15 protein-coding genes are annotated in these 13,768 nt (G+C 71.3%); 14 read left to right on the top strand and 1 reads right to left on the bottom strand.

The window, feature by feature from the left end; all coding sequences use genetic code 11:
- The 14 genes from D7I43_RS33310 to D7I43_RS31295 form a co-directional block, all read left to right on the top strand.
- On the top strand, positions 1–187 hold a 187-nt coding region (locus D7I43_RS33310), incomplete at its 5' end, for a hypothetical protein (protein WP_204985326.1).
- A 177-nt stretch (positions 188–364) separates the two neighbouring features.
- Positions 365–1,153, top strand: coding sequence for a hypothetical protein (locus D7I43_RS31360; RefSeq protein WP_120332182.1), 789 nt, complete (start codon positions 365–367; stop codon positions 1,151–1,153).
- On the top strand, positions 1,150–2,265 hold the full coding sequence (locus D7I43_RS31355) for a DUF4314 domain-containing protein (protein ID WP_120332181.1): 1,116 nt from the start codon (positions 1,150–1,152) through the stop codon (positions 2,263–2,265). The genes D7I43_RS31360 and D7I43_RS31355 overlap by 4 nt, the downstream gene beginning before the upstream one ends.
- Complete coding sequence (locus D7I43_RS31350; protein WP_120332180.1) at positions 2,258–2,524, top strand: hypothetical protein; 267 nt, start codon at positions 2,258–2,260, stop codon at positions 2,522–2,524. The genes D7I43_RS31355 and D7I43_RS31350 overlap by 8 nt, the downstream gene beginning before the upstream one ends.
- Positions 2,525–2,783: 259 nt before the next feature.
- Entirely contained in the window at positions 2,784–3,077 is a 294-nt protein-coding gene (locus D7I43_RS31345; RefSeq protein WP_120332179.1) for a histone-like nucleoid-structuring protein Lsr2, read from the top strand.
- Positions 3,077–3,742: a hypothetical protein gene (locus D7I43_RS31340; RefSeq protein ID WP_120332178.1), complete on the top strand. Its 666-nt coding sequence runs from the start codon at positions 3,077–3,079 to the stop codon at positions 3,740–3,742. Before D7I43_RS31345 ends, D7I43_RS31340 begins: the two co-directional genes overlap by 1 nt.
- Positions 3,729–4,121 carry a hypothetical protein gene (locus D7I43_RS31335; protein WP_120332177.1) on the top strand — a complete coding sequence of 131 codons (393 nt, stop codon included), beginning with the start codon at positions 3,729–3,731 and terminating at the stop codon, positions 4,119–4,121. The genes D7I43_RS31340 and D7I43_RS31335 overlap by 14 nt, the downstream gene beginning before the upstream one ends.
- Before the next feature lie 119 nt (positions 4,122–4,240).
- Positions 4,241–5,269, top strand: a complete 1,029-nt coding sequence (locus tag D7I43_RS31330) for a hypothetical protein (protein WP_120332176.1) — start codon at positions 4,241–4,243, stop codon at positions 5,267–5,269.
- Between the two features lie 45 nt (positions 5,270–5,314).
- Positions 5,315–5,896 (top strand): hypothetical protein, encoded by a 582-nt coding sequence (locus tag D7I43_RS31325; protein WP_147427363.1) that lies wholly within the window; start codon positions 5,315–5,317, stop codon positions 5,894–5,896.
- A 390-nt stretch (positions 5,897–6,286) separates the two neighbouring features.
- Positions 6,287–7,405 (top strand): AAA family ATPase, encoded by a 1,119-nt coding sequence (locus tag D7I43_RS31320; protein ID WP_120332174.1) that lies wholly within the window; start codon positions 6,287–6,289, stop codon positions 7,403–7,405.
- A 21-nt stretch (positions 7,406–7,426) separates the two neighbouring features.
- A complete protein-coding gene (locus tag D7I43_RS31315; protein WP_120332173.1) occupies positions 7,427–9,025 on the top strand; it encodes a vWA domain-containing protein in 1,599 nt (532 codons plus the stop codon).
- A gap of 274 nt (positions 9,026–9,299) precedes the next feature.
- A complete protein-coding gene (locus tag D7I43_RS31310; protein ID WP_120332172.1) occupies positions 9,300–9,608 on the top strand; it encodes a hypothetical protein in 309 nt (102 codons plus the stop codon).
- A 533-nt stretch (positions 9,609–10,141) separates the two neighbouring features.
- Complete coding sequence (locus D7I43_RS31300; protein ID WP_147427362.1) at positions 10,142–11,380, top strand: NucA/NucB deoxyribonuclease domain-containing protein; 1,239 nt, start codon at positions 10,142–10,144, stop codon at positions 11,378–11,380.
- A 97-nt stretch (positions 11,381–11,477) separates the two neighbouring features.
- Positions 11,478–12,095, top strand: coding sequence for a hypothetical protein (locus D7I43_RS31295; RefSeq protein WP_120332169.1), 618 nt, complete (start codon positions 11,478–11,480; stop codon positions 12,093–12,095).
- 712 nt (positions 12,096–12,807) lie between these two features.
- Here D7I43_RS31295 and D7I43_RS31290 read toward each other — a convergent pair.
- Positions 12,808–13,278 (bottom strand): NUDIX hydrolase, encoded by a 471-nt coding sequence (locus D7I43_RS31290; protein ID WP_204985325.1) that lies wholly within the window; start codon positions 13,276–13,278, stop codon positions 12,808–12,810.
- Positions 13,279–13,768: the final 490 nt, after the last annotated feature.

Below are 13,768 nucleotides of genomic sequence, written 5' to 3'. Positions count from 1 at the left end.
CGGCCAAACCACCACGCCCAGAAAACGACACGATCTTGCGAAAGACGGAGCGACATCAATCTGCGAAGCAGGCCAAACATCCCTGGTCAGAGCGCCGCCCGACGACAAGATCAACGAGAACCTACAACCGTCTTGGAAGGAAAGACAGCGGCACGAGTGTGAGGTCGGCGACGCCCCGAATCGGTGAACCGTGCGCTGCCGACGCCATCGGCGTGAAGCCGGCACCGCCGCCGTCGCGGTTCTCCGCCCAGCTATCGCACCCACCACGCCGCCGACGGATCGGCGGCGGGATCACGCACGTCCACTGCGCCGTCCGCCGGAGCGGGCGGCGCCGCACTGTTGATGGAGGTTCCTCGTGAATTGCTTGACCCTGATTGGCGTCGCCGCGTCCGGTGGCGCCTACGCCGGCCGGCTGTTGCACGACGGTGGCAGCCCGGATGAGGTGTTGCCGCTGCTGCGGCGTATCTGGCAGCACACCTTCACCCGGCACACCCTCGTCCTGGCCGACGCGTTGCTGCGCCACGACTGGACCAGGCTTTACCCCGCCGCACCTCGTGCCGGGTGGGCCGACCGCGAACGGCCGGTGCCCGGCGTCGGCTTCACCACCCTGCTGCAGGACGGCATCCGCCGCGGCCAGGTCAGCGCCCCCGTGGAGGGCTACCTCGAGTGGATGTACCTGGTCGATGTCGCCACCGACACCGTCGTCGTGTACGAGGCAACCCGCCACGGCCGGTGGCTGCGGCACAGCCACCACCTGCTCGACCCCGACGCCGGCGCGACGGTGCTCGGCTGCGGCGGGTACACCACCCACGGGCACCGCTGGGATCCCGCCCACCTGTGGCTGCCGGACGCCCGCGCCGGCCTGGACGCGCAGATCTGCCTCGCCAAACACCCAAATGCCGCGACCGTCCTGCGATTCGGCGACACCACCGCCCACGCCGTCTGCGCCGCCACCGCCCCCACCCCGGGGCAGGCGGGGCGACGCGAGCCGTGGCTGCGCCAGGTGGGCATCGAGTTCGACCTTGTCTGGCCGCACGGGCGGGGCCCGTACCGGCTGCGCCGCGACACCGACGGCCTGCTGCTGCTCGACGTCGACGTGCCCGACTGGTCGTGGTGGCTGCTGCCCATCGCTAGTGAAGGAGCGAGCCGGTGACCTACCAGCGCGGCGACCGGGTCGCCCTGGAGCACACCACCGACCCGCACACCCGGCTTCGCCCCGGCGACGAGGGCACCGTGCGCCGCTACGACCCGCGCACGCAGGTGCTCGACGTCGACTGGGACAGCGGATCGCGCCTGTCGCTGCTGCTCGGCGAGGGTGACCGCGCCCGCCGCATCCCCGCCCCGCGCACCGGCGAGAACTGGCAACAGGTGCTTGACGCGCTGCGTGCCGCCGGCGAGGCGGCCGGACGCGACGCCGCCGCCTGGTGGGCGCAGCACGTGCTCGGCGGCCGGGCGCGCGGCGACGTCACCGCGGTGGCGCGGAAGGTCTTGGCCGGCGTCGACGACATCGACCTGGCGGTTCTCGACGGGCTGCCCACCGCCGACCGGTACCTCCTAGCCGACGACGCCGACCGGTACGCCGAGCACGCCCCTGCCGGCGCCCCGGCGTGTGAGCAGCTCACCGCGCGGCAGTGCGACCAGGCGCGGTGGGCGTGGTGCGACGGCTACGACGACGCCGCGCAAGCCGAGGCGGCCCGCCTGTGCCGCATGATCCTGCACCCCGACGGCGACGACCGGGACCTGAGCCACGTGTATCCCGACCAGGTGCGCCTCGGCGGGCCGGGCGTGTTCGCCGGAGACTGGGCGTGGACGTCGAACCCGGACGGGCAGCTGCGCATCCCGGTCGGGTTCGTCGGGACGCTGGTCGACACGTGGAACGGGTGGGCGGTGTTCACCTGCACCCGGGAGGTCGCCGAGGCGATCGTCGCCGACCAGCACGACGCCCGCGACCGCTACCGGCGGCACCTCGCCGCCGACGGCATCACCGGCGAGCGCCTCGAGCAGATGGTGGACGAATCCATGGCCCGGCTGCGGTTCGACGGCGACGTCATCGTCGCCGACGAGACCCGGGTGCACGACGACCCGGACGCCATCGACCGCATCACCCCCGACGCCGACGGCCGCTACACCGTGATGGGCCGCGCCTGGACCTGGATCGCCGTGCACCCCTACGACTGCGACCGCATCGCCGGCACCATCCCCAGCACGCCACCCGCGCCCAACACCTCAGCAAACCGGCCTGGACGTGAGGCACCTGATGCCTGACGAGCGGGACCACGAGGACGAGCGATCCTTGGATGCCGGGGAGATCGTCACTGTCGCGCCTGCGCTGGTCGACGAGATGGGCGGGTACCTGTACGTCGTCATCGACGGCTTCGATGACCCCCGGTACACCCTGGCCCGTCTCGGTGGCGACGGATACCAGTGGCCCAACGTCGCACGCGAGCACCTCATCCCCGTGGCGCCGGAGCGGATCATCCGGGTTGACGGCGCGGACGGTGAGGCGGCCTACATCCCTGGCTAGCCGCAGGTAGCCCGCGCCGCCCTGCGACGGATGCCCGGTCTGTTGGGACGCCACCGACAGCCCGCGACCGACGTCGGCTGTGACGGGCGTGCCCGAGCGATCGCCGCTCTCGCCGTCGTCGCCGACCGGGCGTGGAGCCATCCCCTGCCGGGGAGCCGGGATCCGTTCCCTTTCCCCACCACACGTCAGCGCCGCCCTCGACGCGCACAAAGCGCGTCGAGGGCGGCGCTGCTTTCGCCGCATGAAAGGAATCATCCTGATGGCAACCAAGACGGTTGTCGTGGTCACGGACGACATCGACCACAGCACAGACAACGTCGGCACGCACCGCTTCGCGCTGGACGGCGTGGAGTACGAGATCGACCTGTCCCCACAGAACCTGCAGCGGATGCGGGAAGCGCTTGCCCCGTACGTCGCGGCGGGACGCCGGGTCGCGAAGCGGCCCGCCGGTCGCCGCCGTCGGCCCGGCACCCGCGCTGGCCGCTCGCCCGACACCGGCGTCCGAGCCGCCCACCGCGCTGCCGGGCCGACGACCGGTCAGGAGGCGCGCTGATGGCGCACCACCTGTTCGCGGTCCTCGTACGTGCCACCGCCACGGTCACGACCATCGACGCGCACCTGGCCAAGCCGATGCGCCTCGTGGCGCGCGCCCACCGTATCGATGGCTACCGGCTCGGCGGGCAGGTCACCGGAGCGTGGGACCCCGACTACGATCCCGCCGCCGACCCGAACAACTGGCACCCCTGCAGCGCTTGCGGCGGCACGACCCGGGTCGACGGCGCCGAGTGCCGCGCGTGCGTCGACGCCGTGGAAGCCGGCCGCAGGCCCGGCACCGTGGTGCCCTGGAGCTACACCGACTGGGCGCGGTACCCCGGTGACATCGTGGCGCTGCCGAGGCTGCTGCACCCCGGATGGCGGTTCCCGCCGGGACGTACACCGGTCGCCTGGGTCGACCTGGCCGGCGTCGTGTGGCTCGGCACCGACGAGGCGATTCTCACCGGCACCGACACCGGTGCGGTCCCGCCACGCCTGCTCGGGGTCTTCCACGACCTGGTGGCCGGTCGTCGTGACCCCGACCCCACGGCCCCGCCAGCAGGGCGCAGGCACATTCCGGCGGACAGGTCCGTGCCCTGGCGGCATCCGGGCCGCCCTCGGCGGCCTCGGGTCCGGTTCGAACCGGCTGACTGGTCGGTGGCGGTGGTCGATGCCCACTCCTGACTACCTACCGCCGCGCGGCAGCACCGCCGTGTTCTCCGGGCCCTGGCTGCGCTACGAGCCGGCCCCCGGCGTCCACCGCTACCACCAGGGCTACGTCGCCACGGTCGCCGGCTGGTGGAACGGCGCCTACGAACTCACTCTCGACGCCGAAGCCGTGACCGCTCTGGCCGACACCCTCGACGCGATGGCCGACTACGTCGGCGGTGACTGGCGCACCGTCGAATTCGACGGACACACCCTCACCGTCGCCCGTCCCCTGTCCCTCGGCGGCGGCGTCCACCGCGTCAGGCCCGTCGAAGGCCGCTACCGGATCGGTTGGGGCCTGCCGTGGCTGCCGGTCGACCTCCGACGCTGCGACCGCGTCTTCGGCAAGCCCTAGCCACGGACGCTCAGGCGAGGCACGACCCCCGCCACCCGGCGGGCGATCCGCTGATGACATCCCCGAGCCCTCGGCCATCCCCGGCCCGAGGGCTTCTCTCATGTGCGAAGGAGTAGTACGTGCGACAGCTCTGGTTCGACCTGCGGGCATCGCTCCGCCAGGCCGACGAGACCATCGCCGGCCACCGGGCCGGCACGGGGGAGCCCTGGCTCGTCGTCGACGTCGTCGACCCGCGGTTGTGGTTCACGCCGGTCAACGCGCCGCGTCCTCGGTCCGTCATGATCGCGGCAGTCCACCGCGACGGACCACCGGCCCCGCAGGTGCCGCAGCCGCTGTACCGGCAACCGTTGACCGCGCCTGGCTCGGACGGCACATCCCTGCTGGACCGGCTGCGCGCCGCCGCCTGGCAGGGACACCGGTGGCTCGTGATCGACACATCCACCCCGCCGCAGGTGTACACCGCCGCCAGCTACGACGCCGACACCGTCCCGGACACCGCCGTCTGGACCCCCGCCTGGCTCGCCGCCGGTGACCTGGGCCCCTACCCCGGGCAGATAGCCCACGGCTACCAGCACCACGGCTTCGCGGTTGCCCGCTTCACGGCGCAGACCCTCGCGTGGATCGCCGCGGATGCGGACGCACGCGCCGCGTCCTTCCCGCAGCGCCCGGCCGACCTGCTGGTGCTGCGCGACTACGGCAGTGGTGTGGAGGTGCTGGTGGTCCGCGCGGCCGGCATGTCCACGGGCGGCCTGACCCGGCGGGGCGAGGCGCCGGTCGGGATGCGACGGATCACCGCCGACGCCGACGGCTGGTACCGCCTCGCCGACGACCGCTGGCCCTGGCGTCACGCCGACTCACCGATCACCGCGCCGCGACGCCAGCGGGGCGCAGGCCAGGCTCCTGGGCCGGACGTGTTCGAGCCGCACGGGCCGGACGACGTCAGGTGCACGGTGTGCGGGGCGACCGGCTACGACATCGCCCACGACGAAGCGCCGTCCATGGCCGGCTACGGCACCGACACCACCACCTGGTGCCGGATCTGCCGCTCCGCCGACAGCTACGCCGAGGAGATCGGCTGGACCAGCCGCCGGGCCATCTGGCCACCGGCCGCCGATCCGGCACCGGCGGCCGAACCACGCCTTCCGTAGCGCAACGCGCGTTTGCCATACCCCTTCATCCCTCTAGGAGGCTCCATGCTCCATCCACGTACGCAGGACATGCTCACCCGCACGCTCACCGAGGTCGAAGCGCTGCACGAGCGGCACGGGTGGGACCTGTCCCCGGAGCTGATCGGCGTGTTCGACAGGCCGACGTCGGCGCACCCGCACCGCGTTCACGTCGATGCCGACCTGTTCGACCCCAGCGTCTGGCACGCCCCGAACCTCGCCGACGGGGATCAGACCAATCCACCGGCGGTGATCCTGCACCGCCGGGCCGGGCACGCCGCGAGCCTTCCGATGCGCGACGTGCTGCGGGCGTGGCTGCACTGCGACGGCCGGCGCTGCGTTGGCTTCGCCATGGTCTTCGAAGCGTGGGCCGGCCCGGTGGGGCCGGGCTACCGGCACGGCGACCTCGCCCAAGCCCCCGCGTCTGCCTGCGTCGAGACGCGCCTCGTCGCCGCCGTCGACATCGACCTTCGGCTCTACCGGGTCCTGCGGGCGCGCGGTGCACAAGCACCCACCGTCGACACCTGGGCGGCGCCACCGCCACGGGTTCGTCACACCCGCATCGCCACCGGCCTGACCCGGCTGGTGACCCTGGCCCGCGACCTGTGACACGAACCCCGCCGGGGCCGGGCCCCCGCCCACCGCCGACGAACGGAACTTCCGGCCGCCTGAATCGGCAGGTTGACGTCCCTGACCATCTCTCGACGACCCGGCCCGCGAGGTCATCGTCGGCCGCAGGTAGGCCCTGGCACCGGATCGACTTGATCGATCCGGGACCGGGTGCGTTCCTTGTCGTCGCCCACCGCCGGTGGCGGCGACACCGCGACACGCAGCCCTGCTGGGCTGCCCCTTTGATGTGACCACCTCACGGAGGTTGCTGGCCGGCCCCGCCATCGGGGCTTGCGCCCAGCATCTGCCCGTCTCCGCCGCGCGGATACCGCACCACCGCCCGCGCACCCGGAGACGGGTGCGCGGGCCCCCATTGACAGGAGGACCCGCATGGACCCTGCAACCACCCCCACCACCGGCGCCCCGCCCGATCCCGGCGACGGACGCCGGCCCGGTTACCTCTACCGACAGGTCGCCGCCTACCTCGCCGCCCACCCCGACCAGGTCCTCAAGGTCGGCGAGATCACCACCGCCATCGCCGCCCGCTCCACCGGCGCCGTGTTCGAAGCCCTGAAGAAGATGGCCGCCGCCGGGTACGCCACCCACCACACCGGCCCGCACCGCTTCCAGATCACCCAGGCCGGCATCAACGCCGCCGGAACCATGCCACCGCCCGCCCCGCGCGCACCCCGCCAAGGACGTGGGACGGGACGGCGGCAGCCGGTCACCCGCCCGAACGGTGACCTGTACTTCCCGCGCAAGCTGGCCGGGGCCACCGATGTGGACGTGCTGCGCCGGCTGCGGGACAAGCGCATCCCGGTGCTGCTCTACGGCCCGCCGGGCACCGGCAAGACCGCCCTCGTCGAGGCCGCCTTTCCGGACTTGCTCACCGTCGCCGGCACCGGCGACACGGTGGTGGAGGACTTCCTCGGCAACTTCATCCCCCTCCCGGACGGCGGCTTCGAGTTCGTCTACGGACCCCTCGTCACGGCGATGCGGGAGGGCCGAGCCCTGCTCGTGGACGACGCCACGCTCATCCCGCCGAAGGTCCTCGCCGTGCTGTACCCGGCGATGGACGGCCGCCGCGTGATCACCATCCCCGGCTACCGCAACGAACGCGTCGAAGCCGCCGACGGGTTCTACGTCATCGCCGGACACAACCCCGGCGTCCACGGCGCCATCCTCACCGAAGCATTGGCGTCGCGGTTCGACGTGCACATCGAGGTCACCACCGACTGGGACCTCGCCCGCCACCTCGGCGTCCCCCGCCCCGCCATCGAGGCCGCGATCACGCTGAACGCCGACCTCGCCGCCGGACGCGTCAGCTGGGCGCCTCAACTACGCGAACTGCTCGGCTTCACCCGCGTCAGCAAGACCCTCGGAGCCGCGGCGGCGGTGGCGAACCTCGTCGGCCGGGCCCCACAGGAGGACCGGGAGCACGTCCTCGCCGCCCTCCGCGCGCGGTTCGGCGCAGACATCACCCCACTGACCCTCGGCAAACAGCGCTAACCCCCAAAAGGAGATCAACTCATGCCTCATCCCTCCACCCACCGGCGCGCAGGCTCGGGCACCCCGGCGGGCAGCGCTCCTGACTGGCGCCCGTGGAGCGACGCCTGGACCCGACACATCCCCGTTCTGACCGACCGCACCGACCTGACCGTCACCGTCGCCCCCGGCGCCGGCGGCGGCGCCCCAGCCTGCTTCTACCCCGACGCCCGACGCATCGAGGTCGACGCCACCCACATCGGCGCCCCCGACATCACCAACCCCCGCCGCGCCGGCCACAAGCGGATCGTGCCGACCGCCTACGGGCTGCTCGTCCACGAAGCCGCCCACGCCACCCACAGCCTGTGGACCACACCACCGGGCACCCCGCCGGTGATCGCGAACGTCGCCGACCTGCTCGAGGAGTCCCGCGCCGAGAACCGGCAGCGCAGCCGACGGCGCGGCGACCGCCGGTGGCTGCGCCACACCGTCACCACCCTGCTCGACCCCGGCGACGCGCCGGTCGACGACGCCTGGCACGCCGCCCACCTCGCCGCCCTGCTGCTGGCCCGCGTCGACGCCCGCATCATCACCGCAAAGGACATCAAGGGGGTGCGCGCCGCCGTCACCACCGTCCTCGGCCGCAAGAAGCTGCGCGAACTGCGCGACGTGTGGCGCCAAGCCCACACCGTCGACGACACCGACGCCGACACGATGATCGACCTGGCGTGGCGGTGGTGCCGCATCCTCGGCATCGACCCCCACCGGCAGCCCGAACCGCCGCGGCCCGATCCCGGCGTGTTCGCCGGTCAGCTCGCCCAGGCCCTGGCCGACTACCTCGCGCACGCCGCCGGACTCACCACCACCGAGTACGCCGCCCGCCACATTCAATCCCGGCATGGGGCGCCCGCGTCCTGGACGCGCCGCGACCCCACCGACGCCGAGCGGACCGCCGCCCGCCACCTCGCCGCGCGGCTGCGCCGAGCCCGCACCCACCAACCGGAACCCGACACCCGTCCCAGCCCGATACCGCCCGGGCGGCTGCGCACCCGACACGCCATCACCGCCAAGGCGCAGATCGCCGCCGGCAGCATGCCCACCGCCACACCCTGGCAGCGCCGCGCCCAACTCCCGCCGCCGAAGCCCACCCTGCACCTGGCCGTGCTCGTCGACACGTCCTTCTCGATGCATCCCTACGCGGCGCCGATGTCCTCGGCCGGGTGGATCCTCGCCCACGCCGCCCGCACCAACCAGGCCACCACCACCATGATCGGGTTCGGCAGCCGCGCCACGCTGCTCGTGCCGCCCCGCCAACACCCCACCCACGTCCTCGAGATGCAGGCGGTCGGAGGCACCACCGCGTTCCTCGACGCGGTCAAACTCGCCGACCAGCTGCTACACCTGCGCCAACCCGGACGGCTGCGGATGCTCGCCGTCGTCTCCGACGGCGACCTGCCCAACACCGAACCCGCGCAACGGCTGATCACCACCCTGCACCAATCCGGATGCGCGGTGCTGTGGCTGCGCCCCGCCGACCTTGCCGGCCACACCTTCACCCACACCACCACCCTGCTGGTCGCCGACCCCGTCGAAGCGGTCAACGCCATCGCCGACGCCGCCGTCACCGCCATCGAACACGCCTGACACCCGCCCCGACGGCCCCGTCTCCACCCTGGGACGGGGCCGTTGGCCGTTCAACTGGAGACCGCATGTCCACCCCAGAAGATCACCAGCCGCATCCGGTGAGCCTCGAGGCGATCCTGCGCGACGCGCGTGGGATGCCTTCCACCCCGGCCAATCCGCGCCGCTGGGCTGGCTGACCCACACCACCACCCGCATCCACGACCACCTCCGCAACCAGCAGCAAACCGCCCCCGCCCCGCCTGCGGACGAGCAGGCTGCGGCTCAGCGCCGAAAGGTGTGGCAGACGCTGCGCGACGCCGCCGTCGAGAACGACATCGACCCGGACACCGCCGACCGGATCCTGCACGCGCCGGACCTGCCGGGACTGCCACGCCGCTGGCGGGTCCGCCTCACCGTGCCGCTGACGATCGAAGTCACCGCCACCAGCCGCGACGACGCCGTCGAGGCCGCCGAGGACAGCATCGACGCCGCCCTCAGCGGCGCCAGCCACGACACCTACCTCGACTGGGACCACACCAGCCGAGACGACGCCACCCCCGGCGACATCGACACCACCACCGATGCCCCCGCTGACCTGCGATGAGGCCTCAGCGTCCACCAGACGCCACCCACCAGCGAAGGAACCCGCCAGTGCTGCAGCGCCTTGTCCGCAAGTACGCCGGCCACACCATCGGCGAGGACGAGATCATCCAGGCCCGGCAACAGGGGGGGCGAAGCACTGTCAGGCCGACCGATCTGGTCCAGCCGGGACGCGAGTGCTCTGCCTTGTGCGCGGGACCGCCGCTCGGCGGGGCCACGGCGAACCATCCCCGAATCTCATTCGGCGCTGCCATCCGAGTGTGAATGTCGACGGTGGTTGTCACGGGCTACCGAGGCTGGCCCGGTTCGCCGCGTCGCATGCTCGGCGAGGGCTGTCGTTCCGGCCTTGTTGTCACAACCGAGGTGGGCGGGACGTCTCGGCGTAGGACTGACGTACGCGCGTCGTCCTGCGGAACAACTTACAGTGATAGAGGTTGATACGAAGAGTGCTCGCGTGGTTCGATGGCCCGGTCTCATCGCCACTACGGACGATCACGAGGGGAGCACAGCATGTATCTGCGGAATGGGTGGAGGGTCTTGGCAGCCTCCGTACTCATCGCCGCATCGACCGTTGCCGCTCCGTCGCCGGTGTCGGCGGCGGAACCGCGCGACGTCGGCCTTGTTGGCACGGCCGCCTCGCCGGACGTGCTGGCAAAGCCCAGCAACATGCCGATCGCGCGCCCGGGTGCGGCTGCCGCGCCTTCGGTGTTCGGGTTGACCAAGAAGACCTGCGCCAAGACCTCTGGCAACCGGTCGGTGTGTCTCGCGCCGGGGCAGCCGAGCCGCCGCACCGCATCGGCAATGCTCGCTCCGGTGGCATTCCCGCAGTGGTGCGCCAGCAGCGACGGCAGCCCGGTCGCGGGGACCCGCACGGCGGCGTGCCGGATCACCGGCCTGATCCTGACCACGCAGGAGACGGTGAACGGAACGGTGCGGATCACCGGCGAGTTGAGCATGGACGTCTACGACTACACCTACGGTGCGGTCGACCTGCCCAACTGGATCCACCAGATCGGCGTGTCGCCGTGGTCGGGCTGGGGAGCTGCGGTCAACTCGACCATCACCGGAACGCTGTCTGCGTCAGGTGACTGCACGACCAACGGGGCCTCGTCGTTTCCGGTGCAGTCGTTGTCGCCGGTGAACAACACCAGCCGGGTCGGGGAAGCCGGCGCCCGGACGACCGCGACGGCCCTCGGCGCGATCGGCTACTGCACCACGACCTGGAACCTGCGCCTGCAGCCTGTCGGCTACCCGCAGGCCACCGCCTCCTCGTCGATGGCGGAGATCTCCTGCGACAACGCGATCGGCGCCAACGGCTCGCGCCCGGCCCGGGTGGGCTGCGTAGTGCCGTGGTATCCGGCCCAGGTCCTCTACAGCCAGAGCCGGTATCCGTCCCTGGCGTCGCACGTCTCGCGCGCCCAGGCCTCCGGGCTTCCGGGCGCGACGATGGCGAACCCGCTGAACCGCAACGTCGACCAGGCGACGATCGACCTGAACCGCAGCAGGGCCTGCGGCGACGCGCCGAGCATCTCGGGCAAGAGTTGCGACGAGTACCCTCTGGCCTCGACCTACCAAGGACTAGCGTTCGGGGGCACCCGGCGCACCTTCTCCGGATGCAACATCAACGCCCCCACAGGCGTCACCGGTCCCACGGGAGTGAGCGCCTGCATGATCACCGCGAGTGAGAACAACGCACAGGGCGGCATCATGGCAGGCTTCTACTACGACTTCCGGGTTCTCGGCGGCGACCCCTACCGGGTGGGGATCGGTAGCTAGACCCACAACGTCGCTGGTCGCTGGCGTCGCGGGGTGCTGGAGACAGCATCCCGCGACGCCGGTTGCGCGTTGGTGGAACGGCAGGAGGATGCACACGATGACCGTCGAGCTACGTATCTATGTTCAGGACCACGTTTTCTTGATCACGGACCACGACGTCAGCACCTCGTTCGAGACGATGGACCACTCGACTGGTCTTGCCGGGGTCATGGAGTCGGCGGCGCTGGTGAGCGCCGGCGTCGACCGCGGCCATGTCACGGTGACCGCCGAGCCGGCCGCTGACCGTCCTGCCCTGGACACCGCCGAGCAGTGGTCGTACCTGGCCGCGTGGGATGACGTCGCAGAGTTCAGCCTCTTTGTTCCCCACGGGGCGCTGACAGTGGCACAACTGGAGTATCCGCCGACGGAGACGCCGGAACTGCCCGCCCTCAGCCCTTACGGGCCTGGGCACTACCGGGTGCGGATCCACGCCAGTGGACGCGACCGCCACTTCGACCAGGTGGTCGCTGAGTCGGGCGAGCGGTTCCACATCATCGCCTGGCCCGCACCGCCGGCTGCGGCATTGGTCATCAAGGCCACGTCCCGCTGCGGCTACGGACTGCGGCTGGCCACGCTCGAATCGCCTCCCGACAAGGGACTCATTCGGCCAACGACCGAGGAACAGACCGAGGCGGAACACGAGGCGGCACTGCGCCGGAACCTGCTCGGGATGTGACTCGCAAGCGGCAGTTGGCATCGCGCATCGCACTATCCCCAACCCAAGCATGGGCGTCGATGTGCCGAGGGCCGTTGGTTCTCGGGATTTCCGCGGCTGATGCCTACTCGCACATGCCTGTCCGGCCTGCGGCCAGCCCGTGCTGGCATGACGCGGCTCCAGGATCTGCCCCGCCGCCTAGACCTGACCGCCCGACGCAGCGCGGCTGTGGCCAGTTTCCACCATCCGCCCCGACCTCAAAGCCCGACGCTCCCCCAGTGAGGAAACCGCTACATCTACTCCCGCTGGAACCACCTCCTCCGGCCGTCACCCAACGGCCAATACCGGGCGCTCCGGGACAACTCAACATCTCATCCACCGCCTCACCGGCGAGATCGACAAGTTCGAGCCGCCACGCGAATAACCCGGCGGAACGACCCCAGCACAGCACCGCCAAGGCGCCGGACATCTTGCGGTGACAACCATCTCTGAAAAGCGACATCTATAGCTGACCGTCACACCGATCTGTCTCGGTCGGCCCGTTCACCACCGCCCTCTTGATGGTCATCCAGAATTCCCCATCCGCAGCCAGTTGATCTCCCCATGGTGGACACCTGGATTCCCCACTGGTGGCCACCTCCCACACCCAGCGTGATGCCTATCGAGGGCGCCCGCCGGTCAGCCGATCGGCCCGCGCGGCCGGTCTCGGTGCGCCCCTGGCGCTGCCCCCGCCTTAACCGTCGGCACCTGCTCTGGCAAGCCTCCCGATCAGCACATCGAGTGTCTGGACCCGGCCGGCCAGCGGCCGCATGCCGTCCCACCAGCACATTCCGCCGATCTCCTCGGTCGGCGTGAAGCCGTCACCACGCGGCATGGCGTTCGTGGTGAAGACGGCCGCATACTCGGGGCGCTGCTCGGCGCCGAGCGCGAACAGCGCATAGCCGGCGAAGGTCAGCTGCTCAAGCTCATAGCCGGTCTCCTCGCGCAGCTCGCGGACGGCCGCCTGCCGCGGCGTTTCCCCGGGATCGATCATGCCGCCGGGCAGCTCCCACTGCTGGCGGTACCGGTTGAAGACGAGCAGCAGGCGCTCGCCATGCCACCACGCAACCAGGGAAAGTGGTAGCGGCGCGTCGACGACTCCGGCTCCGTCGTCGGCCCATTGAAAAGCGACCAACGCGTTGCCCTCGTCATCGATCGCAAGCACGCCACGTATCAAACGCGGTCCATCTCTGCGGCGTCGCTGCCGGGAAGCCAGGTTACCGACAGTGGCCCTCGGATAGGGAATTCTGCTGGCCGTCCGTGGGGAATCCCAGCTGATCACCCACACCGCCCGGCGACGACTTGATCAATGCGTGAAGTCGAGGGTCACTGCACCCTGCCCGCCACCCGTGCGGTGTACCCGGCCGCGTCAATTCGGGCCGCTGGTCGCAGGGGTGGTGGCCCGTGCCCCGCCACCCTCACTCGGAAAGGCCATCAACCCATGGTCCCTCAGCACCGGCGCGCCGTACCGCGCGCGGTTACCGACGTCCTGCTGTGGCTGCTCGCCAGCGACGTCGCCGCCGCCCACCGGTCGCGTCCGCGCTGGTGGTGTAGGAGACGGCCATCGCGGGATCCGGTTTGATGTTATGCGGCGATCGGGGTGGGGTCGGTCTGGTCGGTGTCGTGTTGGCTGGTGTCGATCGTGACCATGCGGG

Source organism: Micromonospora globbae, from assembly GCF_003610785.1.
In the GTDB taxonomy this organism is placed as follows: Bacteria; Actinomycetota; Actinomycetes; order Mycobacteriales; family Micromonosporaceae; genus Micromonospora; species Micromonospora globbae.
The sequence above is the reverse complement of the archived record's forward strand: the minus strand, read 5'-3'. Positions and strand labels throughout refer to the sequence as shown.